The 21,897-nt window shown below is 70.7% G+C and carries 25 protein-coding genes; 9 read left to right on the plus strand and 16 right to left on the minus strand.

Annotated features, from left to right (window positions below; translation table 11 throughout):
- Nucleotides 1-708: IMP dehydrogenase (locus AB0O34_RS17370; protein WP_363916418.1), on the minus strand; the 708-nt coding region annotated here is incomplete at its 3' end.
- A gap of 182 nt (nucleotides 709-890) precedes the next feature.
- On the opposite strand from AB0O34_RS17370, the gene AB0O34_RS17375 reads away from it, so the two are divergent.
- The gene (locus AB0O34_RS17375) at nucleotides 891-1,268 is read left to right on the plus strand and encodes a DUF5319 domain-containing protein (protein ID WP_363916419.1); all 378 of its coding nucleotides are present in this window, start codon (nucleotides 891-893) and stop codon (nucleotides 1,266-1,268) included.
- On the opposite strand, the gene AB0O34_RS17380 is transcribed toward AB0O34_RS17375, so the two are convergent.
- The 4 genes from AB0O34_RS17380 to groES all read right to left on the minus strand — a co-directional run bounded on the left by AB0O34_RS17380 (nucleotide 1,229) and on the right by groES (nucleotide 4,415).
- Nucleotides 1,229-1,375, minus strand: a complete 147-nt coding sequence (locus tag AB0O34_RS17380) for a hypothetical protein (protein WP_363916420.1) — start codon at nucleotides 1,373-1,375, stop codon at nucleotides 1,229-1,231. The two genes, AB0O34_RS17375 and AB0O34_RS17380, sit on opposite strands and share 40 nt — an antisense overlap.
- Nucleotides 1,376-1,431: 56 nt before the next feature.
- The gene (locus AB0O34_RS17385) at nucleotides 1,432-2,058 is read right to left on the minus strand and encodes a sigma-70 family RNA polymerase sigma factor (RefSeq protein ID WP_358546960.1); all 627 of its coding nucleotides are present in this window, start codon (nucleotides 2,056-2,058) and stop codon (nucleotides 1,432-1,434) included.
- A 310-nt stretch (nucleotides 2,059-2,368) separates the two neighbouring features.
- Nucleotides 2,369-3,991, minus strand: coding sequence for a chaperonin GroEL (groL, locus tag AB0O34_RS17390; RefSeq protein ID WP_363916422.1), 1,623 nt, complete (start codon nucleotides 3,989-3,991; stop codon nucleotides 2,369-2,371).
- A 109-nt stretch (nucleotides 3,992-4,100) separates the two neighbouring features.
- Nucleotides 4,101-4,415: a co-chaperone GroES gene (gene groES, locus AB0O34_RS17395; RefSeq protein ID WP_084258731.1), complete on the minus strand. Its 315-nt coding sequence runs from the start codon at nucleotides 4,413-4,415 to the stop codon at nucleotides 4,101-4,103.
- Between the two features lie 300 nt (nucleotides 4,416-4,715).
- On the opposite strand from groES, the gene AB0O34_RS17400 reads away from it, so the two are divergent.
- Together AB0O34_RS17400 and AB0O34_RS17405 are read left to right on the plus strand one after the other, a co-directional pair.
- Nucleotides 4,716-5,900, plus strand: a complete 1,185-nt coding sequence (locus AB0O34_RS17400) for a class I SAM-dependent methyltransferase (RefSeq protein WP_363916423.1) — start codon at nucleotides 4,716-4,718, stop codon at nucleotides 5,898-5,900.
- 204 nt (nucleotides 5,901-6,104) lie between these two features.
- Complete coding sequence (locus AB0O34_RS17405; protein WP_363916424.1) at nucleotides 6,105-7,592, plus strand: hypothetical protein; 1,488 nt, start codon at nucleotides 6,105-6,107, stop codon at nucleotides 7,590-7,592.
- A gap of 4 nt (nucleotides 7,593-7,596) precedes the next feature.
- Here the strand turns inward: AB0O34_RS17405 and tsaD are convergent, their stop codons facing one another.
- From tsaD to AB0O34_RS17455, 10 genes are all read right to left on the minus strand, one after another.
- Nucleotides 7,597-8,628 (minus strand): tRNA (adenosine(37)-N6)-threonylcarbamoyltransferase complex transferase subunit TsaD, encoded by a 1,032-nt coding sequence (gene tsaD / locus AB0O34_RS17410; protein WP_363916425.1) that lies wholly within the window; start codon nucleotides 8,626-8,628, stop codon nucleotides 7,597-7,599.
- Entirely contained in the window at nucleotides 8,621-9,067 is a 447-nt protein-coding gene (gene rimI, locus AB0O34_RS17415) for a ribosomal protein S18-alanine N-acetyltransferase (protein WP_363916463.1), read from the minus strand. The genes tsaD and rimI overlap by 8 nt, the downstream gene beginning before the upstream one ends.
- 20 nt (nucleotides 9,068-9,087) lie before the next feature.
- Entirely contained in the window at nucleotides 9,088-9,747 is a 660-nt protein-coding gene (gene tsaB / locus AB0O34_RS17420) for a tRNA (adenosine(37)-N6)-threonylcarbamoyltransferase complex dimerization subunit type 1 TsaB (protein ID WP_363916426.1), read from the minus strand.
- A gap of 122 nt (nucleotides 9,748-9,869) precedes the next feature.
- A complete protein-coding gene (locus AB0O34_RS17425) occupies nucleotides 9,870-10,424 on the minus strand; it encodes a class F sortase (RefSeq protein ID WP_363916427.1) in 555 nt (184 codons plus the stop codon).
- 22 nt (nucleotides 10,425-10,446) lie between these two features.
- Complete coding sequence (locus tag AB0O34_RS17430) at nucleotides 10,447-10,986, minus strand: hypothetical protein (protein WP_363916428.1); 540 nt, start codon at nucleotides 10,984-10,986, stop codon at nucleotides 10,447-10,449.
- Nucleotides 10,987-11,282: 296 nt separating this feature from the next.
- A complete protein-coding gene (gene tsaE, locus AB0O34_RS17435; protein WP_363916429.1) occupies nucleotides 11,283-11,738 on the minus strand; it encodes a tRNA (adenosine(37)-N6)-threonylcarbamoyltransferase complex ATPase subunit type 1 TsaE in 456 nt (151 codons plus the stop codon).
- Nucleotides 11,735-12,844 carry an alpha/beta hydrolase gene (locus AB0O34_RS17440; RefSeq protein ID WP_363916430.1) on the minus strand — a complete coding sequence of 370 codons (1,110 nt, stop codon included), beginning with the start codon at nucleotides 12,842-12,844 and terminating at the stop codon, nucleotides 11,735-11,737. The genes tsaE and AB0O34_RS17440 overlap by 4 nt, the downstream gene beginning before the upstream one ends.
- Nucleotides 12,845-12,857: 13 nt before the next feature.
- Complete coding sequence (gene alr, locus AB0O34_RS17445) at nucleotides 12,858-14,000, minus strand: alanine racemase (protein ID WP_363916431.1); 1,143 nt, start codon at nucleotides 13,998-14,000, stop codon at nucleotides 12,858-12,860.
- A 108-nt stretch (nucleotides 14,001-14,108) separates the two neighbouring features.
- On the minus strand, nucleotides 14,109-15,632 hold the full coding sequence (locus tag AB0O34_RS17450) for an NAD(P)H-hydrate dehydratase (RefSeq protein ID WP_363916432.1): 1,524 nt from the start codon (nucleotides 15,630-15,632) through the stop codon (nucleotides 14,109-14,111).
- Between the two features lie 82 nt (nucleotides 15,633-15,714).
- Nucleotides 15,715-16,065, minus strand: a complete 351-nt coding sequence (locus AB0O34_RS17455) for a holo-ACP synthase (RefSeq protein ID WP_363916433.1) — start codon at nucleotides 16,063-16,065, stop codon at nucleotides 15,715-15,717.
- 141 nt (nucleotides 16,066-16,206) lie between these two features.
- Between AB0O34_RS17455 and coaA the strand changes: the two genes are divergently transcribed.
- The 5 genes from coaA (at nucleotide 16,207) to AB0O34_RS17480 (ending at nucleotide 20,749) form a co-directional block, all read left to right on the plus strand.
- Nucleotides 16,207-17,130 (plus strand): type I pantothenate kinase, encoded by a 924-nt coding sequence (gene coaA / locus AB0O34_RS17460; protein WP_363916434.1) that lies wholly within the window; start codon nucleotides 16,207-16,209, stop codon nucleotides 17,128-17,130.
- Between the two features lie 114 nt (nucleotides 17,131-17,244).
- Entirely contained in the window at nucleotides 17,245-18,153 is a 909-nt protein-coding gene (locus tag AB0O34_RS17465; RefSeq protein WP_363916435.1) for an ABC transporter ATP-binding protein, read from the plus strand.
- Nucleotides 18,146-19,057, plus strand: coding sequence for an ABC transporter permease (locus AB0O34_RS17470; RefSeq protein WP_363916436.1), 912 nt, complete (start codon nucleotides 18,146-18,148; stop codon nucleotides 19,055-19,057). The genes AB0O34_RS17465 and AB0O34_RS17470 overlap by 8 nt, the downstream gene beginning before the upstream one ends.
- Nucleotides 19,054-19,971, plus strand: a complete 918-nt coding sequence (locus AB0O34_RS17475) for an ABC transporter ATP-binding protein (RefSeq protein WP_363916437.1) — start codon at nucleotides 19,054-19,056, stop codon at nucleotides 19,969-19,971. Before AB0O34_RS17470 ends, AB0O34_RS17475 begins: the two co-directional genes overlap by 4 nt.
- 61 nt (nucleotides 19,972-20,032) lie before the next feature.
- On the plus strand, nucleotides 20,033-20,749 hold the full coding sequence (locus AB0O34_RS17480; RefSeq protein ID WP_363916438.1) for an ABC transporter permease subunit: 717 nt from the start codon (nucleotides 20,033-20,035) through the stop codon (nucleotides 20,747-20,749).
- Nucleotides 20,750-20,767: 18 nt separating this feature from the next.
- Here AB0O34_RS17480 and AB0O34_RS17485 read toward each other — a convergent pair whose 3' ends face one another.
- Nucleotides 20,768-21,139 carry a hypothetical protein gene (locus AB0O34_RS17485; protein WP_363916439.1) on the minus strand — a complete coding sequence of 124 codons (372 nt, stop codon included), beginning with the start codon at nucleotides 21,137-21,139 and terminating at the stop codon, nucleotides 20,768-20,770.
- 194 nt (nucleotides 21,140-21,333) lie between these two features.
- On the opposite strand from AB0O34_RS17485, the gene AB0O34_RS17490 reads away from it, so the two are divergent.
- A complete protein-coding gene (locus AB0O34_RS17490; RefSeq protein WP_363916440.1) occupies nucleotides 21,334-21,879 on the plus strand; it encodes a hypothetical protein in 546 nt (181 codons plus the stop codon).
- Nucleotides 21,880-21,897: the final 18 nt, after the last annotated feature.

Below are 21,897 nucleotides of genomic sequence, written 5' to 3' on the forward strand. Positions count from 1 at the left end.
GCGGCCGCGGCGCCGCGCCCGGGCGCCGCCGCCCCCCCCCCCCGCCGCCCCGACCACCAGGCGGCCGTCGGCGTCCTTCGTGGCAAGGGGATATTGCTCGCTCTTGGTGAAGTCTTTGACCGTGATGAGGCCGCGCAGCCTGCCCTCGGCGTCGACGAGGGGCAGCTTCTCCACCTTGTTGTGGCGCAGCAGACGGAAGGCCTCGTCGCGGGACACCCCCACGGGGGCGGTGACGAGCGGCATCGGGGTCATGACATCGCGGACCCGGACGCTCTGGTCGGTCTCGAAGCGCATGTCGCGGTTCGTCACGATGCCGACCAGCACCCCGCCGCGGTCGGTGACCGGCACCCCAGAAATGCGATATTTCCCACACAGGACTTCGACGTCGGCCAGCGTGTCATCGGGCGAGCACGTCACCGGGTTGGTGACCATGCCGGCCTCTGAACGCTTCACCAGATCGGCCTGCTGGGCCTGGTCATCGATGGACAGGTTGCGGTGCAGGATGCCTATGCCGCCCTGCCGCGCCATGGCCACGGCCATGCGCGCCTCGGTCACCGTGTCCATGGCCGCGGAGACCAGTGGGATGCGCAGATTTATCGACCTGGACAGGCGAGTGGTGGTGTCGGCATCACCCGGCTGCAGGTCCGAATACGCGGGAACCAGGAGCACGTCGTCGAACGTGAGCCCGGGTTCGGTGAACTTGGCCATCTGCAACCCTCCTGCCATGGCGCTCTCAAGGTGGGGAAAGGCGCCGGCCCCCTGGCCAAGTTTAGTGTCCTGCCGCTCACTGGCTCGGCGGGTCCTGTGGACAACCTGGCACTCCCCGTTGGATCACTGCTTCCCAAGCAGTTGCCCTCATCAGGGTAGGTGAGGGTCATAAGGTGGAATGCGTGCTGGAAGACGTCCCCCGCGACCCCTTCGCGGAAGACCCTGACGACCCCGCCGCGGCGCTGGGTGAGCTCGACGACTCTGAGCCGCTGACCTTGGCCGAGCGCGACGAGGCGCTCACCGATCTCGCCGATGTGGAGGTCTTCCGCTCGTTGCTGGAGCCACAGGGTGTTCTCGGGCTCGTGCTCGACTGCCCCGAATGCGGCGAACAGCATTATTTCGACTGGGATCTCCTCCGCGGAAACCTCCGACAGATGATCGACCACGGGCGGCCCCAGGTCCACGAGCCCGCCTTCGAGCCCGACCCCGTCGACTACGTCAGCTGGGAGTACGCCAGGGGCTACGTCGACGGTGTGATCGACACCGAGGAGAGCCACTGATCGACGTCGTCGGTCAGTGCGCGCAGCAGGCCCACCGCGCGGTCCTCGTGCTCGCCGACCGGCTCACGGCGGGCGAGCGCGTCGATGGTCGCGTCGGTCCTGAGCACGTCGGGATCCGTCTCGGACCCCCGTTTTCGTACCGAACGCGCCGGATGGACAGCGGTCAAGCTATCGACTCCATGTCGGCCATCGCCCGAAGCCTGGCCAGCGCCCGATGCTGGGCGACGCGAACCGCACCTGGTGACATACCGAGTACGTTACCCGTCTCCTCGGCGGACAGTCCCGACACCACCCGTAAAATGATCAGCTCTCGCTGGTTCTCCGGGAGGCGCGACAGCAGCGCGCGGGCGTGCTCCGCCTCGATGTAGCGCACCACGGTCTCCTCCGGCCCCGGCCCCTGGTCGGGGCCGTCCGGCAGATCCTGGGTGGGCACGGCCGAGCGCACAGAGCTGCGAAGCGCGTCCGCGACCTTGTGCGAGGCGATGCCGAAGACGAACGAGGCGAACGGGCGCCCCATGTCGCGGTAGCGCGGCAGCGCGGCCAGCACCGCGATGCACACCTCCTGGGCCACGTCATCGGCAATGTGGTAATGACCGGAAACCCGGCCAAGTCGGGCACGGCAATAGCGAACCACCATCGGGCGCAACTGCCCCAGCAGCGATTCGATCGCGGTGCGATCCCCCTGTACGGCAAGGCTCGTCAGATCCCTGAGGTCGGACTCGTCCGATCTCGTCGCAAGCCTTACCCCAGTTTTGGCGTCGGCGACGCGTCCCTCGGTCACGTTAGGCATGATGCCCGCCACCATGGCGCATGTCGTCATAGTGAACGGATACGGATTGGTCACATTGACGCGACGATAACCGCGAGTAATCAAGTGAACACCTTGGTGTTTGTATATTTCACTCGCGAAGGGAATTCAGAGGATATTTGTTGGATGTCGCGGCAGCTCGGAGGGCGCGCGGGGCGGTCTCGCGGACGCCCCGGCGTCGGGATCGGTTTACCCCGGCGGGCAAATGACGGGGGCGAAAATCGATTCAACAAAAAAGTACGGCCCGCGCCTCCATGAGGCGCGAGCCGTACTCCGGGCCGAATGATCGGGCTCAGTGGCCGTGTCCGTGGCCGTGACCCTGCCCCCCGGCGGCCGGAGCCTCCTCCTCGGGCTTGTCGACCACGAGGACCTCGGTCGTGAGCAGCATGCCGGCGATGGACGCGGCGTTCTGCACGGCCGAGCGGGTGACCTTGACCGGGTCGATGACGCCCTCGGCGATCAGGTCGCCGTACTCGCCGGTCGCGGCGTTGAGGCCGTGACCCACGGGCAGGTCGCTGATCTTCGCGGTGACGACGTAGCCCTCGTGACCGGCGTTCTCGGCGATCCAGCGGGCCGGCTCGACGAGCGAACGGCGGACGATGGCGACACCGGTCGCCTCGTCGCCGGTGAGGCCGAGGTCGTCCAGGTCCTTGGACAGGTGCACGAGCGCGGAGCCACCGCCGGAGACGATGCCCTCCTCGATCGCGGCGCGCGTCGCGGAGATGGCGTCCTCGAGGCGGTGCTTCTTCTCCTTGAGCTCCACCTCGGTGGCCGCGCCGACGCGGAGGATGCAGATGCCCCCGGACAGCTTGGCGAGGCGCTCCTGGAGCTTCTCACGGTCCCAGTCGGAATCGGTCTGCTCGATCGCGTGCTGGATCTCGCGGACGCGGTCCTGGATCGCCTGGGGATCGCCGGCGCCGTCGACGATGGTCGTGGCGTCCTTGGTGACGACGATGCGACGGGCGGTGCCCAGCACCTCGGGGCCCGCGTTGTCGAGCTTGAGGCCGAGCTCCTCGGAGATCAGCTGGCCACCGGTCAGGATCGCGATGTCCTGCAGCATGGCCTTGCGGCGGTCACCGAAGCCGGGCGCCTTGACGGCGACCGAGGTGAACGTGCCGCGGATCTTGTTGGTGACCAGGACGGCCAGGGCCTCGCCCTCGACGTCCTCCGCCACCACGAAGAGCGGCTTCTTGGTCTGGGCGACCTTCTCCAGCAGCGGGAGGAACTCCGCGATGGAGGAGATCTTGCCCTGGTGCAGCAGAACGTAGGCGTCCTCGAGGACCGCCTCCATGCGCTCGGGGTCCGTCACCATGTACGGCGACAGGTAACCCTTGTCGAACTGGAGGCCTTCGGTGAACTCCAGCTCCAGGCCCATGGTGTTGGACTCTTCGACGGTGATGACACCGTCCTTGCCCACCTTGTCGAACGCCTCGGCGATGAGCTCGCCGATCTTGGCGTCCTGGGCGGAGATCGTCGCTACGTTGGCGATCTCCTTCTTGTCCTCGACGGGACGGGCGAGCTCCAGCAGGCGGTCGCTGACCGAGCGGGCGGCCAGGTCGATGCCGCGCTTGAGCGACAGCGGCGAGGCTCCGGCGGCGACGTTGCGCAGGCCCTCGCGGACCATCGCCTGGGCGAGCACGGTGGCGGTGGTGGTGCCGTCACCGGCGACGTCGTTGGTCTTGGTGGCGACTTCCTTGGCGAGCTGGGCGCCGAGGTTCTCGTACGGGCGCTCGAGCTCCACCTCACGGGCGATGGTCACACCATCGTTGGTGATGGTGGGCGCACCGAACTTCTTGTCGATGACGACGTTCCGGCCGCGCGGCCCGAGGGTCACCTTGACGGCGTCCGCGAGGGCGTTCACGCCACGCTCGAGAGCGCGACGCGCGTCCTCCTCGAACTCCAGGGTCTTCGGCATTTAAGGTCCTCTCAGCATCAGAGCCCCGGGGCTTCAGCCGAAGCGCCCGGGGCTTGACACGCATTTTTTGTAAGGCTCCGTACTGATGGTCGCTTGCGCGCCCGGGGCTTTACTTCTCGATGATCGCGAGAACGTCACGGGCGGAGAGAACGAGGTACTCCTCGCCGCCGTACTTGACCTCGGTGCCGCCGTACTTGCTGTAGAGGACGATGTCCCCTTCCTTGACGTCGAGCGGAATCCGCTTCTCGCCGTCTTCGTCCCAGTTGCCGGGGCCCACCGCGAGGACCTTGCCCTCTTGCGGCTTCTCCTTGGCGGTGTCTGGGATGACCAGACCGGAAGCGGTCGTCTGCTCGGCTTCAAGCGGCTGGACCACAATGCGGTCGCCGAGCGGCTTAACGGGAACCTTGGTGGCGGTCGTCACGATCGGACCTCCCCTTCAGATTGTGTTGATGAGCTGAAGAGGCGACCAGCGGCCTGCCGTCGCGGGTGTCAGACCTGCCTCGTCGCATTTTTACTTGGCACTCTCACTAGGCGAGTGCCAACACTGAACAGTATGCAAGGCCGCCGACTCAGTCAACACGGACAGGCCGTCCCTGGTCAGTCCGGTGCAGATACCGGGGCCGGCCCAGGCGCGACTCGCCCGAAATGTCCGTCCGAGCTCCGGGTCCGCCAGGTTGCCGACTCCTTCCCTCGGACCTCCCGGCACGCGATAGCGTCGGGAGACGTGGACCTCGACGCCTTCCGCGAGTTGCTGACCCCCCGCGGGCAGAAGGCCCTCGGCGACGCCGTGGAGGCGGTGGCCGGCGGCACCGACCCGGTCCTGGCCGCGAGCCGGCTGAGGAAGACCTACGACGCCTCGCTCACCTCCGCCGCGCTCACCCAGGCTCGGCTGCGGGCGCGCGGCGCCGTCAAGTTCGGCCCCGACGCCGCCCGCATGTACTTCACCCCCGACGGCCTGGAGCAGGCCACCCGCACCGAGGTGGCCGCCCACCGCGCCCGCAGGCTCCCGCCGGGCACGCGGGTCGCCGACGCCTGCTGCGGCATCGGTGGCGACCTGATCGCCATGGCACGCGCCGGGTGCGAGGTCGACGCCGTGGACCTCGACCCGCTCACCGTGGAGGTCGCGCGGGCCAACGCCGTGGCACTGGGCCTCGGCGACCGCGTCACGGTCCGTACGGCCGACGCGGCCGAGGTCGAGCCGGAGGCGTACGACGTGCTGTTCGCCGACCCGGCCAGGAGGTCGACCGGCAGGCGCGTCTTCGACCCCATGGCGTACTCCCCGCCGTGGCCGGTGGTCCTCGGCATGGTCGCACGGGCACGGGCCGCGTGCCTGAAGGTCGCGCCCGGCATCCCGTACGAGCTGATCCCGCCGGGCGCGGAGGCCGAGTGGGTCTCCTACCGGGGCGAGGTCAAGGAGGCCGTCCTGTGGACCGGCGCCCTCGCCCAGCCCTCCGAGGAGGACCTCGGCCGCAGGGCCACGATGCTGCCATCCGGCGAGACGCTCACCCCCGACCTGTCCCTCGGGCGGGCGGAGCACGGGCCGGTGGCCAGATACCTGTACGAGCCGGACGGCGCCGCGATCCGCTCGCATCTGGTGGCCGAGGTGGCGGCGCTGGTGAACGGCCACCTGATCGACCCGCAGATCGCCTACATCACCGGCGACACCGCCGCCGTCACGCCGTGGGCGTCGCGGTACGAGGTCCTGGAGACGATGCCGTTCTCGCTGAAGCGCCTGCGCACCGCCCTTCGCGAGCGCCGCATCGGCGCGGTGACCCTCAAGAAACGCGGTTCCGCCGTCGACCTGGAGCGCCTGCGGAAGGATTTGCGCCTTTCTGGCGATAAATCGTGTGTCGTGGCTCTTACCCGCATCGGCGAGCGTCCTTTCGCGCTCATTTGCGAACCTGCCTGACCTGCACAAACGGCCATTTCGGGCAATCCATCGATAATCACGAAGTTTTAAAGTCGGCCCCGAAAGTCGCCTGCCGAGCGACTACAGTTGGCCAGCGCGGGATTTTCGCCTGATCGATGGCTGACCCGCCTTATTCGTCACGCCAGACAACCGGACCAATCCCACCGCAGTGCGGCCGGCCGCCCGCGAGTGAAGGAGCTTTCGGTGGATCACTCCAACCACACCCTTCTCCAGGCGGGAAGCCAGACCGCCATCTCCGACCGGATGCGCGAGCTCCTGGCGAGGGCGGCACAGGACCACGTGTACGAGCAGCGCACCCAGGGCGCCGTGCTCGACGAGATCCGCCAGCGGCTCGAAGGCATGGAGTGGTTGCTGCGTGAGGTCCGCGAGCGCGAGCTGGGCGGCCTGAGCGGCGCCCTCGAAAGCGTCGGCGGCCAGCTCGGCGAGCTGGCGACCCGGCCTCCGGCGTGGGCCGAGGGCCTGGCCCAGCACGTGGAGGTCGTGCGCGACCGCGTCGACGGGGTGGGAGACCGCGTCGCCGTCATCGTCGACCGCATCGACTCGGTGAGCGAGCGCGTCAGGCCGGTCGCCGAGCTGCCCGGCCTGTGGAACGACCTCGGCACGGTGCGCGAGGGGGTCGCCGAGTCCCTGAAGCGCCTCCAGGCGGTCCTCGACGGCGGCCTTGCCATGCCCGACCGCATGGCCGAGCTCACCAGGCGCCTCGGCCAGCTCACCTCCAGCATGGAGGCGGCGGGCGGCCGCTTCACCCGGGTCGACAAGGCGCTGCTCGACCTCACCCAGCGCACCGAGCGGCTCGAAGGCGGCGTTCTCGACCTGAGCGAGGGCCTTGAGGACACCCTCGCCTCGGCGATCGAGCGGCTCACCGGCTCCGTCGAGCAGCTTGTCGGCAAGGTCGACGGCATGACCTCCAAGCTGACCGACGCCGAGACCCGGCTCGCCGACCGCCTCGACGGCGTCGACGGCCGGCTCGCGGGCTTCGACGGCCGCCTGGAGGGCGTCGAGGGCCATCTGACGGGCTTCGCGGCGCGGTTCGACGGCGTCGAGGGCCACTTCGGCGACCTCAAAGGACGCGTCGACACCGTTGAGGGCCGGTTCGACAGCGTGGACAGCCACCTAGGGGCCGTCGAGGGGAGGCTGGAGACGGTCGACGTCCGGCTCCAGAGCGTCGACGGGCGCATCGAGACGGCCGACTCCCGCGTCGACGGCCGCCTGGCCGGGCTCGACCAGCGGCTCGCCGATGTCGACGGCCGCCTCAGCGCCCAAGATCAGCGTTTCGCCACGGTCGACGAGAGCTTCGAGGGCGTCAACGAGCGGCTGGAGATGGTCGACGACCGCGTGGAGGCCGTCAACCAGCGCGTCGGCCAGCTCCCCGGCCTGCTGGAGGTGGGCGAGGTCCACAAGCGCGTCGGCGAGCTGATCAGCGCCCAGGGCGACGACCAGGGCAAGCGGCTCGACATGATCGAGAAGCGGCTGGCCGACGCCATGCCGCCCATGACCGAGCTGATGGACCTCGTACGGGCGCGCCCCGACCGCGATCAGCTGTCGGAGACCGTGGACGAGATCATCCAGCCCACGCACAACGACCTGACCCGCAGGCTGGGCGCCCTGGAGGAGACCATGCTGGCCCTGGCCGAGGCCCTGCTCCGCCCCACCCGCACCGCCAAGGACTGACCCGTCACATGTGGACGGCGGTGACCGGCAGGGACGAGTCGGCGGGGATGTCGAGCCGCGACGGGCTCACCCCCGAGGCCACCAGCTCCGACCCCAGCGCCGCGATCATCGCGCCGTTGTCGGTGCACAGCCCAGGCCGGGGCACCCGCAGGCGCACGCCCGCGGCATCACACCGCTCCTGAGCCAGGGCGCGCAGCCGCGAGTTCGCGGCCACCCCGCCCCCGATGAGCAGGTCCTCCACGTCGTACTGCCGGCAGGCCTGGAGCGCCTTGCGCGTGAGCACGTCGACGACGGCCTCCTGGAAGGACGCGGCCACGTCGGCGACGGGAACGGGCTCCCCCGCACGCTCCCTGGCCTCCACCCAGCGCGCGACGGCGGTCTTCAGCCCGGAGAACGAGAAGTCCAGCGTGCCGTCGTCGTACTTCCCGCGTGGGAAGGCGACGGCCGTGCCCGAGCCATCGACGGCCGCGCGGTCGATGTACGGGCCGCCGGGGAACGGCAGGCCGAGCACCCTGGCGACCTTGTCGAACGCCTCACCCGCCGCGTCGTCGACGGTGGAGCCCAGGGAGATGACGTCCTTGGCCACGTCGGGCACCAGCAGCAGCGACGAGTGGCCGCCCGAGACGAGCAGCGCGATCGACGGCTTGGGCAGCGGGCCGTGCTCAAGCTGGTCGACCGCCACGTGGGCGGCCAGGTGGTTGACGCCGTACAGCGGCACCCCGAGGCCCATGGCGTACGCCTTGGCGGCGGCGACGCCCACGAGCAGCGCGCCCGCGAGGCCCGGTCCAGCGGTGACGGCCACCGCGTCGATGTCGGAGAAGCGCAGCCCCGCCTGTTCGAGTGCGCGCTCGACGGTCGGGGTCATGGCCTCCAGGTGGGCCCGTGAGGCCACCTCGGGCACGACGCCGCCGTACCGGGCGTGCTCCTCGACGCTGGAGGCGACCGTGTTCGCGAGCAGCGTGTGGCCCCTGACGATGCCGACCCCGGTCTCGTCACACGAGGTCTCGATGCCCAGGACCAGGGGTTGCTCAGACATGCCCGTCCTCCACGCTCAGCTTCCTCATCATCATGATCGCGTCGGTTCCGTCGTCGTAGTAGTCGCGGCGCAGGCCGACGCGCTCGAACCCGAAGCGCTCGTACATGGCCTGCGCGGGCGGATTGTCCGCGCGGACCTCCAGGAACACCGCCGTCGCCCCGCGGCGCTCGGCCTCGGTGAGCAGCTCGCGCAGCATCGCGCTGCCGACCCCGGCGCGCTGCATGGCCGCGCTCACGGCGATCGTCTGGACGTCGGCCTGGTCGCCCGCCGCCGCCAGCCCGGCGTACCCGACGATGCGCCCGTCGGCGACGGCGACGATGTAGTGCCGGGTGCGCGGCTGATCGGCCAGCTCGCCCCGCAGCATGCCCTCGCTCCAGGCGTCGAACGGGAACGTCGAACGCTCGATGTGCATGACATCGGGCAGATCGGCTTCCGTCATCTGCCGCAGCGTGGCGGCGGTCACGTGGTCACCTTCTTCGGCGGACCGGGCACCCGGGCGTCCGGCCGGCGAAGGTAGATCGGGCTCGGCGAGGTGAGAACCGCTGCGCCGCCCGCGGCGAGGTGCTCGGCGGCGAGCGCGGCCAGCGCTCCGGCGAGCGGATAGTCGGCGGTGCCCTCCACCAGCCGCTTCTCGCCCAGGATCTCCGCGTACATGCGGGCGCCCGCACCCACCAGGGGCAGCTCGCCCGGCACGTCGGCGGGCCGGTCGACCGAGGGCCCGTCGAGCCGCGTGCGCATGTCGGCGTAGCTCGCCCAGAAGACCTCCTTGCGCCGCGCGTCCGTGGCGGCGATGAAGGGCTCGGTGAGACCGCTCGCGTAGGCGACGGCGTCCAGGGTGCACACCCCGTACGCCGGGGCGCCCGTGGTGGACGAGAGCGCCTGGGCGGTCATCAACCCGACGCGCAGGCCGGTGTACGGCCCGGGGCCCGAACCGGCGACGATGGCGGTTAAGTCACTCAGAGTGACGCCCGCCTCGCGCAGGACCTCCTGGATGGAGGGAACGAGCAGCTCACCGTGGCGGCGAGCGTCGATCGTCGTCGACTCTGCGAGCAGGCGGTCACCGTCGTGAAGAGCCGCGGTGACGGCCGGGGTTGCGGTATCGAAGGCCAAGACCAGCACAAATGTCAAGCCTAGCTGTGTTTCTGGGCGCTCGCTCCGTGCCTATGGCGCTCGCTCCGCTCGCGCGGTGCGAGGGCGCCCCTGAGCCGGTGCCCTCGCATGCGCGCAGGGCGCAGGGGAGATCACGCGGCCAGGCGGGAGGCGTAGACGATGATGTTGTCCAGGTACTCGTGGGTCTTCCGGTCGAATACCCCGCCGCAGGTGACCAGGCGCAGGCCGTCCTCGACGTACACGCGCTCGGCGGGAAAGCGGTCCTTGGCGACCTGCTCGATCGAGTCGACCTTGTACTCCGCGGTCTTGCCGTCGCTGCGCAGGACCTTGATGACGGCGCCCTTCCTGACCTCGCGCAGGCGGTAGAACACCGCCGGCGCGGTCTTGGTGTCCACGTGCCCGATGATCACCGAGGCGCCGGAGTCACCGGGCACCACGCTCTGGTCGAACCATCCCGCCGTCGCGGGCTTCTCGAACGGGGGCAGCTCGACCTCCCCGTCGGAGCTGAGCCCGAGCTTCATCAGAGGAGCCTTCAACTGCAGCGACGGGATGTCGAGCCGCTTGGGGACGGCGGCCGTGGTCCGCGGGGGCGGGGCGTCGCGCTCACGGCCGGCGAGCGCGAACATGATCGTGCCGGTGACGAACCCGGCCACCACGATCTTCAGCCATTTGGGGGAGTCAGCCATGGGGGGAACGCCGGACCGAAGGTCAGCCGGCCTTCGACCTGCGCCTGACCACGGCGATGCCGCCACCGAGGGCCGCCAGAAGCGCCACGACCGTCACTCCGGTGGGAATGCCCGTGGGCTCGTCGGCGGGCTGCCCACCGGCCGCGGTGCCGCCGCCACCGGCCCTCGGCGCCCGGGTCGGCACCGCGCGGGTCCTGGTGGGGGTGGGCGTGGCCGTGGGCCTGGCGGTCAGCGTCAGCGTGGCCCTGCCGGTGTCGTTGGTGCCCTCGCACTTGACCTCGACCTGGTAGCGGCCGGCCTTGGCGTCCTCGTCGACGAGGGCGAAGCCGTGGACCTCGGGCAGGGGCGCCGCTGTGGTCACCGGGGTGGAGGACACGGCGGGGGTGACGGGCGGAGGCTGGGTCAGGGTGACGACGCCCGTGAAGGAGTCAGAGCGGGCCGTCGCCCGGTAGTCGGTGCCGCCCTGAGGCAGGGGGCAGAAGGCCCGCACGCGGACCGATCGCGTCGCCCCGCCCTGCACCCTGTCAGGAATGAGTTGGACGCGAATGTCCTGACGGCTCATCGACGGCGCAGGTGTGGGCGCCGACGCGCCCGTCTGCGCCTCCGCCGTACACGCGACACCGCCTAAGAGAAGGAATGCTCCAGCAACCGCGCCCTGCCCGACCCTGTGCACCGTCGCACTCCACTTCAACGTACGATCCGACCCCGCCCGATACGACCACGCAAAGGTGTTACTCCACCTGCATACCCAGAAAAAACAGGCCAATCCATCGCAACGATCTTCATTCCGATGATCCATAGCAATGGAGGCATGCGTCAAGGCTGGTTAGAGTACCGGTCTAGATCCACGAAAAGCGGTCAATCAGAAGAGCCGGGCAGATCGCTCCATCGCGGGCCGATGCCGCGAAGCCGTACGAGCCGCTCGTCCCCCGTGTCGCCGCGCTCGATGGAGACCTCGAGCCGGTCGTCGGCCAGGCCCTCCACCAGCCCCTCGCCCCACTCGACCACGGTGACCGAGTCGTCCAGGGAGGCGTCGAGGTCGAGGTCGTCGACCTCCAGCGCCCCGCCGAGGCGGTAGGCGTCCGCGTGGACCAGCGCGGGACCGCCGGCCAGCGACGGGTGGACCCGGGCGATCACGAAGGTCGGCGAGGTGATCGGGCCTCGGACCTTCAGCCCCTCGGCGATGCCCTGCACGAGGGTCGTCTTGCCGGCGCCCAGCGGGCCAGAAAGCACCACGAGGTCACCGGGACCCAGCAGGCGCGCGAGCTCCTCGCCCAGCGACCACATGTCCTCTGTGGTGGACACCCGCCTCATGAGGCCTCCCCTTCCGCGTTCCCGTCAATGCTCCGGATGTCCCCCGCAGGGTCGCTCGCGTCCGTGTCTGCCACCCTCTTGAGCAGCTCGGTGATCGCCTCGTTCACGGCGTCGGGCTTCTCCAGCAACACCAGGTGGGAGGCGCCCGGGATCTCGGTGAGGCGGGCGGAGGGCAGACCCGCGTTGATCGACTTGCTGTGGTCGGGCGGGGTCAGCCAGTCCTTGTCGCCGACGATGATCTCGGTCGGCACCTTGTCGAGCACGTCGAGGGCGGCGAGCTTGTCGTGCGACATGAGCGCCGGGTAGAAGTCGGCAATCACGTCCGTGGGCGTGGAGCGGATCATCGACTCGGCGAAGTCCACGACCGTGGGACTGATGGTGGACGGGTCGCCGAACCCGAGATAGCGCAGTGCCAGGAAGGACACGTCGTTGCCCGCCTGACGGCCCCGGTCGATGAGCGCCGCGCGGCGGCCGAGCACCGACACCGCGGGCGAGGCCGCCCAGTGGACGGCCTTGGAGATCAGAGCCGGGAGGCCCAGCGTCACCTCGGCCAGCTTGCCGGCCGAGGTCGAGATGAGGGCGACGCCGCGGACCTTGTCACCGAACAGCTCAGGATGGCTGTCGGCGAGCGCCATCACCGTCATGCCGCCCATGGAGTGGCCGACCAGCACACACGGTCCCGGCACCAGCGTCTTGAGAAGCTCCGCGAGGTCGGCCCCCAGACGGTCGATGGTGCAGTCCTCCGCGGGGGTGCGGGGGGAGCGCCCGTGGCACCGCTGGTCCCAGAACACCAGGCGGTGGGTGCCGCGCAGGGCGCGCCGCTGGTAGTGCCAGGAGTCGAGGTTCAGGGTGTATCCATGGCAGAACACGATGGTCAGGGGGGCGTCCTCGGGCCCGTCGACCTCGGCGTACAGCTCGACACCGTCGGAGGTGTTGACGGTGACCCGCCGCCCCCGCAGCTCGCCGAAGGGCTCGCTCACCTCGAGGTCGGGCCGCAGGCGGATGCGCCCCACGGCATACCTCTTGGCCAGGGCCGCCGCCGCCAGACTCGCCGAAGCGGCGCCGAAGACCGCCCCTGCGATCCCGACCCTGCGCCGTGTGGACATCTACGACCTCCTCTTATCGGTAAACGCGCGGCACACGTGAACCAATCCTGGTCACGATCTCATGAGTGATCGTGCCGAGGGAATCCGCCCACTCCTGTGCGGTGGCCTCGCCGCCGGTGCCCGGGCCGAACAGGACGGCCTCGTCGCCCTCGCTCACCTGGTCGTCACCGACATCGATCATGAACTGGTCCATGCACACCCGCCCGGCCACCGTGCGCCGCCGGCCGGCCACCATGACCTCCGCCCGGTTGGTCGCCCCCCGCAGCACGCCGTCGGCGTACCCGAGAGGGACCAGGGCCAGGGTGGTCTCGCGCTCGGTCGTGTAGAGGTGCCCGTAGGACACGCCGGTGCCGGCGGGGACGCGCTTCACCATCGCGATGCGGGCGCTGAGGGTCATCGCCGGCCGCAGGCCGAAGTCACCCAGCTCAGGGATAGGGCTGAGCCCGTACACCGCGATGCCGGGCCGGACCATGTCGTAGCGCGCCTCGGGAAGCGTCACCGTGGCGGCCGAGTTGGCGATGTGGCGCAGCACGTGCGACCCGCTCACCCCGGCCTTCCCGGCGACCTCAAGGGCCTCCTCGAACGCGGAGAGCTGGAGGCCGATCGAGGGATGCCCGGGAATGTCCGCGCAGGCGAAGTGCGACCACAGCCCCACGATCTCGATCGTGCCCTCGGCCTGGGCGGCGAGCGCCCGTTCGAGCAGCGCCGGCCACGCCTGGGCGGTGGCGCCTCCGCGCGAGATGCCTGTGTCGATCTTGAGATGCACGCGGGCCGTGCGCCCGGCGCGGCGGGCGGAGGCGGCGATGTCGTCGACCAGCCACGTCGCGCCGGCCGACAGCTCGACGGCCGCGGCGACGGCGTCGTCGATGGGCTCGCCGGGAGTGATGATCCACGACAGGATGGGCGCGGTCACTCCGGCGGCGCGCAGGTCGAGCGCCTCCTGGAGGTAGGCCGTGCCGAGACGGGAAGCACCGGCCTCCAGGGCGGCGCGGGCGCAGGGCACCAGGCCGTGCCCGTAGGCGTCGGCCTTCACCGCGACCATCATCTCGACGCCGGGGGCGTGCCCCCGCAGGACCGCCACGTTGTGCCTGATCGCCGAGAGATCAACCCGCGCCTGGGCAGGCGTGACGAGGGAACCGTCGATGGGGAAGCTCACCCTCTCAGTCTCGCAGTCGCATGCCGGCGCCAGCACCGGTTCACGGTCAAGCTCGCGGCGACGGCCATGACATGGATCACACCGCCGATCGCGAACGGAGCGTTCGCATCAGGCGCCCGCCGTGAGCGCGCGGATCGCGTCGGGCAGCTCCAGAGCGACGTCCAGGGCCGCGATGGGCGCCTCGCCGCCCTCGGGACCTCCGGCCGCCACCCTGGCCGCCAGACCGTGCACGTAGGCCGCGCACGAGCCGGCGTCGTAACAGCTGAGGCCCGCGGCGAGGAGGGCTCCGGCGATGCCGGCGAGCACGTCGCCCGTACCGCCCGTGGCCAGCCAGGGGGTGCCCGTGAGGTTCACCCGGACCGGCCTGTCCTGCTCCGCGACCAGAGTAGTCGACCCCTTGAGCAGCACGGTCACGCCCAGCTCGGCGGCGGCGCGGCGCGCGTAGTGCAGCCTGTGCGCCTCGATCTCCGCGGGGGCGACCTCAAGCAGCCGGCCCAGCTCGCCCGTGTGCGGCGTGATGAGCGTGGGCGCCGAGCGCCGCAGCAGCGAGCGGTCACGCGCCGCGAGGGTCAGCCCGTCGGCGTCGACCAGCGCGGGGACGTCGCTGTCGAGCACGGACCTCGCCAGCGCGAGCGCGTCGTCGTCGGTGCCCATGCCCGGCCCGACGACCCACGCCTGGACCCGGCCGACCTCGCTCACCCCCTCCTCGGCCGTGATGATCCTGGTCACCGCCTCCGGCCACTTGGCGCGCACCTGCTGGACCGGCTCGGCGGCGCTCGCGAAGCGCACCAGCCCGGCGCCCGCCCGTACGGCGCCGCCCACCGCCAGCACGGCGGCGCCGGTGAAACGGTCGCTGCCGGCCACGATCCCGACCACGCCCCTGCGGTACTTGTTGGACTCGGGATCGGGGCGTGGCAGCCGCTCGGCGACGTCGGGATCGGTGAGCGCGACCACGCCGGGCTCCGGCAGGTGCGGGCCGAGCCCGATGTCCACCAGCTGGAGGCCGCCGACCTGGCTCGCCCCGGGGTCGATCAGCAGGCCCGCCTTGACGGCCCCGAAGGTCACCGTGAGATGCGCGCGCACCGCGTCGCCCTCGACCTCGCCGGTGCTCGCGTCCACCCCGCTCGGCACGTCGACCGCGACGACGACACCGGGAGCCTCCGCGCTCATCTTGGCCAGCGTCGCGTACGGCTCGCGCAGCGGCCCGGTGCCGCCGATGCCCACCAGCCCGTCGAGGATGAGATCGGCCTCGTCGATCATGTCCACGAGCGCCGGATCGGTGCGCAGCCCCTTCGCGGAGCCCTCGCCGTGCGTCTCGCGGAGATCCAGAACCCTGCCGCCCGTGCGGCGCAGCTCGGTGAGGCCGCCCTCGTGGGTCTTCTGCCCCGCGAGGACCGCGTGCACCCGCGCGCCCCTGCGGGCGAGCTGGGCTCCCGCGTACAGCGTGTCACCGCCGTTGTCGCCGCTGCCCACCAGTAGCACGACGCGGGAGCCGTACACGCGGGGCAAAGCCCGCACGCAGGTGACGGCCAGCCCAGTGGCGGCGCGGCGCATCAGCGTGCCCTCGGGCAGGCGCGCCATCAGCGCGCGTTCGGCCGCCCTGATCTCGTCGGACGTGTACGCGGTCAGCATTCCATCCAATCTAGCCCGCGCCGATCACCGGCGAGAAGGCCACCCGCCGTTAGACCGCACGGCATCCGCCGGAGCTCGGAGGTCAGGCTTCCGCGATCACGTAGGCGACGGCGAACCCGCCGTCGTGGCTGAGGGACAGGTGCCACCGCCGCACGCCGAGCTCCGCCGCCACCTCGGCGGCCCGGCCGCTCACCCGGAGCTCGGGACGGCCGTGGGCGGCCGTGGTGACCTCGGCCTCCCGGTGGCCGAGGCCGGGCGGCGCGCCCAGCGCCTTGGCCACCGCCTCCTTCGCGGCGAACCGCGCGGCCAGGGACGCGACGGGAAGCCCTCTCTCGGCATCGGAGAACAACCGCCCCAGCAGCGCGGGAGTTCGCTCCAGGGCCGCCTCAAGACGGGCGACGTCGACGAGGTCGACCCCGATCCCCACGATCACGGGTGAGCCCTCCGCGGCGAGCCGGCGCGGGGCCTGGCGGGCGCGTGGGCGGCGGGCGGCGGCCACTGGGTCACGGGCCCATCTTGCCGCACACCGGCCCCCCGGCGGCCATACGAGGACCGCTCAGTAGAGTTTGCGCCCATGGAGGCACCGAACCCGTATGTCGAGCTCAGCCGCGAGCAGTGGCGGGCCCTGCGAAGGAACACGCCTCTCACCCTGACGGCCGGGGAGCTCGAGGAGCTGCGCGGCGTCGAGGACCCGATCGACCTGGCCGAGGTCACCGACATCTACCTCCCGCTGACGCGCCTGCTCAACCTGCACTTCATGGGCGCGCGGCAGCGCAGCGCGGCGCTGAACACCTTCCTCGGCGACGACCAGGAGCCCCCGCCGTACATCCTCGGCATCGCGGGCAGCGTCGCGGTCGGCAAGTCGACCACGGCCCGGCTGCTGCACACCCTGCTCGCGCGCTGGCCCGAGCACCCCCGGGTCGACCTGATCACCACCGACTCCTTCCTGTACCCCAACAAGGTGCTGGAGGATCGCGGCATCACCGATCGCAAGGGCTTCCCCGAGAGCTACGACCGCCGGGCGCTGGTCCGCTTCGTCGCCGACGTGAAGGCCGGGGTCCCGGAGGTCAACGCGCCGGTCTACAGCCACCTGGAGTACGACATCGTCCCGGGGGCCGTGCAGACCGTGCGGCGGCCCGACATCCTGATCGTCGAGGGCCTCAACGTGCTGCAGCCCGCCCCTCCTGCCGCCCTGGCGGTCAACGACTACTTCGACTTCTCGATCTACGTCGACGCCAAGATCGAGGACATCCGGTCCTGGTACGTCGAACGGTTCCACAAGCTCCGCCGCACGGCCTTCGCCGACCCCAAGTCGTACTTCACCTACATCGCCGAGCTGTCGGACGAGGAGGCGACGCGGTTCGCGAAGAACGTCTGGCGGGACGTCAACGAGCGCAACCTGGTCGAGAACATCGCCCCCACGCGCGGCCGGGCGGGCCTCGTCCTGCAGAAGGGCTCGACCCACGCCGTCCGCCGGATCCGCCTGCGCCGCACCTAAGTGCGGCGCGGGTGACCCTGAGACCCTGGTAGGGCCTCCCCGCCCGTCGGATGAGGAGTAATTCCTCCGTGTGAGGGAGGAACTCCGGTCAGACCCTTGGATAGTGTCCAGGCCATGACCATCCTCGCCACCGAGGGACTCACCAAACGCTTTCCCCGCGTGACGGCGCTCGACCGCCTCACCATCAGCGCGGGGTCGGGCGTCACCGGCCTGGTCGGCGCCAACGGCGCGGGGAAGTCCACCCTCATCAAGCTCCTGCTGGGCCTGCTCCCCCCGACCGAGGGAACCGCCACGGTTCTCGGCCTGAGCCCCACCACGCAGGCCCTCGACATCCGGCGTGCCGTCGGCTACATGCCCGAGCACGACTGCCTCCCACCCGACATGTCCGCGACCGAGTTCACGGTCCACATGGCCCAGATGTCCGGCCTGCCGCGCAGCGCCGCGCGCGAGCGCGCCGCCGACACCCTGCGCCACGTGGGCCTGTACGAGGAGCGCTACCGCCCCATCGGGGGTTACTCCACCGGCATGCGGCAGCGGGTGAAGCTGGCCCAGGCGCTGGTCCATGACCCGCAGATGGTCTTCCTGGACGAGCCGACCAACGGCCTCGACCCGCAGGGCCGTGACGACATGCTGGCCCTGATCCGGCGCATCGGCACGGAGTTCGGCATCAGCGTGGTCGTCACCTCCCACCTGCTCGGCGAGCTCGAGCGGGTGTGCGACAACGTCATCGTCATCGACGGGGGACGGCTGCTCCGCTCCTCCTCCATCGAGGACTTCACGCAGGCTACCCAGTCGATCACCGTCGAGGTCGAGGAGGGCCAGGAGGCCCTCGCCGAGCGGCTCACGGCGGCCGGGCAGCAGGTCACGCCGCACGGGCGGCTGCTGATCATCGACGTCAGCGCACCCGGCACGTTCGACGTCGTCCGCGACGCCGTGTGCGACCTCGACCTGTGCCTGGTCCGCCTCGAACAGGGCCGCCACCGCATCGAGGACGTCTTCCGCCAGGAGGTGTCGCATGTCTGAGCCCGTCTCCGCGCCCGCGCCGGGCGCTCCGCCGATGCCCACGGGCGTCATCCACGACATCGGGTACCGCCACTACGACGGCCCGAGGCTCGGCCGTGGACACGCGCTGGCGGCGCTCACCCTGCACAGCCTCCGCGGCGTCTTCGGGCTCGGCCGCACCGCGCGGGGCAAGATCATGCCGTTCCTGCTCGCCGGGGTCATGATGCTTCCGGCGGTCGTGTCGATCGCGGTGATGGCCCTGATCAAGCAGCGGGGGTTGTCGTACCCGTCCTACGCCGTGACGATGCAGGCGGTCCTCGCGGTCTTCCTGGCCGCCCAATCCCCGTATCTCGTGGCCCCGGACCTGCGGTTCAGGGTGTTGCCGCTCTACCTGTCGCGGCCGACCACGACGGCCGACTACATCGTGGCCAAGCTCGCGGCCATGGCCCTCGCGATGTTCCTGCTCATCGCCGTGCCCCTGACCGTCCTGTTCGTCGGCGAGCTGCTCGTGGACCTGCCCGGTCCGCCGAAAACCAGCGACTACCTCGCGGCCATGGCGACCTCCGTGATCTATGCCGTGCTCCTGGCCTCCGCCGGGGTCACGCTCGCCTCGTTCACGCCCCGGCGCGGGCTCGGCGTGGCGTCGGTCATCGCGCTCTACCTGCTGTCCTCGGCGATCTCCGCGGTGCTGGTCGGCGTGCTGATGTCGGTGAGCCGGGACAGCGCCGCCGCGTGGGCGTGGCTGATCAACCCGTTCTTCCTCGTGGACGCCGTCCAGGTCTGGCTTTTCGGCACCAGCCCGAACAACGACGGCGGCTATCCCTCAGGGGCCGGCGGTCCCGTCGCCGCCGTCGCCGTGCTGGCCGTGATCGCCCTGTGCGTGACCGCCCTCGTCCTCCGCTACCGCAAGGCGGCCTCATCGTGAACATCGAACTGGGACAGGTCTCCCGCTGGTACGGCAACGTGGTCGCGGTCAACGACGTCACCATGACGGTCGGGCCCGGCGTGACCGGCCTGCTCGGCCCGAACGGCGCGGGCAAGTCGACCCTGCTGCACATGATGGCCGGGTTCCTCGCCCCCTCCACGGGCACCGCCACGCTCGACGGGAAGCCGATCTGGCGCAACCACCAGATCTACCGGTCCATCGGGCTGGTCCCCGAGCGCGAGGCGGTCTACGGGTTCCTCACCGGCTGGCAGTTCGTGCTGTCGAGCGCCCGCCTGCACCGCCTGGCCTCCCCCGAGGACGCCGCCTCCAAGGCCCTCGCGATGGTCGAGATGGAGAGCGCCAAGGAGCGGCGCATCGAGACCTACTCCAAGGGCATGCGCCAGCGGGTCAAGGTCGCCGCCGCGCTGGTCCACGACCCGCAGGTGCTGCTCCTGGACGAGCCGTTCAACGGCATGGACCCGCGCCAGCGCCTCCACCTGATGGACCTGGTCAAGGAGCTTGGAGCCGCCGGGCGCACGATCCTGTTCAGCTCCCACATCCTGGAGGAGGTCGAGCGGGTCGCCCAGCAGATCGAGGTACTCGTGGCGGGGCGCCACGCCGCCTCCGGCGACTTCCGGGAGATCCGCCGTCGCATGACCGACCGGCCCCACCTGTTCCACGTACGCTCCAGCGACGACCGGCGCCTGGCCGCCGCTCTGATCGCCGACGCCTCCTCGGGAGCCGTGTCCCTCGGGGCCGCAGGGCTGGAGGTCCAGGCCGTGGACTTCCGCGGGTTCACCCGGCTGCTCCCCCGGGTCGCCCGCGACGCCGGGGTCACCGTCTGGCAGGTCTCCCCTGCCGACGAGGACCTGGAAAGCGTCTTCTCCTATCTGATCTCCGGGAGCACCCGATGACCGGCTCGCGCCTCCAGGAACACCCGCTGACCCACGTCGACCTCATCACCCGGAGCACCCGATGAACTCCGTCGTCGCCGGCATCACCTACCGCGCCGTGCTCGGGCGCCGCAGGGTGCTGCTGCTGATCCTGCTCCCGCTCGTGCTGATCGGTCTCGCGGTGCTGCTGCGCGCCATCGGCAGCACGGACGAGAAGGCCACGGTCATGCTCCTGCAGATCTACGCGATCGGCACGATGCTGCCACTGCTCGGGCTGATCGCGGGCACCGGCACGATCGCCCCCGAGATCGACGACGGCACGATCATCCACCTGCTGTCCAAGCCGATCTCCCGCCCGGTCATCGCCTTCACGAAGTTCGTGGTGTCCGCCTCGCTGCTCGCCGTGTTCGCCGCCGTACCGACGTTCGTCGCGGCGTACATCCTCATCCGTGGCGAGGCCGGGATCGCGTCCGGGTTCGCGCTCGGCGCCCTGGTCGGCGGCATCGCGTACTCCGCGGTGTTCCTGCTTCTGGGCGTGATCTCACGGCACGCCGTGACGATCGGCATCATCTACGCGGTGGTCTGGGAGAGCCTGGTCGGCGGCCTCGTTCCGGGAGCGCGCAACTTCTCCATCCAGCAGTGGGCGCAGACCTTCGCGGCCCAGATCAGCACCTCCGGCTTCTTCAAGGCCTCCGTCGGCATGGGCTTCGCCGTCCCCGCCGTGCTCATCGTGACCATCGGCTCGGTCATCTGGGCCGGCCAGCGCCTGCGCTCCCTCTCACTGACGGGCGACGACTGACCCCGGGGCTCGGCGGCTTCAGCGGCGGAACATCAGGCGGACGCATATGCCTATCGCCATGCAGCCGATCGAGAAGACCATCAGCACCGTCGAGGTGACGAAGCCGAGCACCCAGAGGCCGTTGCCTTCCGGGGGGGAGGTCACGCCTTCCCAGACGGCCACGAGCGGTTGCGGCGCGGCGAACGGCACCAGGATCGCCACGGCGCTCCTGGCCGAGACGAAAACCCCGAGGACCACCCCGCCGAGCAGAACCGCCGCGCACAGCCAGGGATACATCAGCGAGCGGAAGAAGTCCCCGTCGGTGCCGGTGAGGGACAGCATCCACGTCGAGATCGCGCCCGCGACGAACGAGATGACGGCGATCAGCTGATGCCTGTGCCTGTGGACCACGAGCAGTCACCCTAAATCACATCGGTTGACCGGCGATCCGTCCTTGGCGCTCGGTACGCATTCGTGCCCTCGTACGGGGAGCGGGGGCCCGTTACGCGAATAATCAGGTTGAGTCTCCACCAACTGGAGGGTGGAGGGTTGCTCTGGGGGCGCCTCCGAGCCGCCCTCGACCATCCACTGAGGAGACGAGAAGCATGACCGTACCGACCACGCCGTCAGCGCGGGACCGCCGGCAGATCATCCACGACTTCGTCGACCGGGCCTTCGCCGGGATCGATCCCGGGGCGCCCGGCGCGCAGATCGCCCGGGGCATGCGCCAGTTGCCCCCGGACGCGCCGGACGAGCCCGGTGCCGAGCAGGCGCAGGCGTGGGCCGAGCTCGCCGCGCTCCTGGCCGACGAGTCCTTCGTGCGACGCGTACGCCAGATGGCCCTCGCGGGCGCCACGGGCGGCGAGCAGCCGGCGTACGACCCCCAGCCGGTCATCGAGCACGCGGGCGGCGCGGTGGCGGCGGGGGTGGCCCCTGGCTCGCCGGAGGGCAGGCGAATCCTGGACCGGATCGTCGACGCGGGCACGCCCGCCGAGGAGCGCGCCCGGCTGGCCGGCCAGGTGGAGACGTTCACCGACCGCCGGGTGGAGCGCTACTGGGAGCTGATGGGCGTTCTCAACGGCCGCGCGCCGTATCCGTCCGCCACCCCGGCGTTCGAGTGGTTCGCGGCGGCCCTGCGCGCCCACGGATGAGCCCACCGCCCGGCGCGG

Source organism: Sphaerisporangium sp. NPDC088356, from assembly GCF_040685555.1.
Lineage (GTDB): Bacteria > Actinomycetota > Actinomycetes > Streptosporangiales > Streptosporangiaceae > Sphaerisporangium.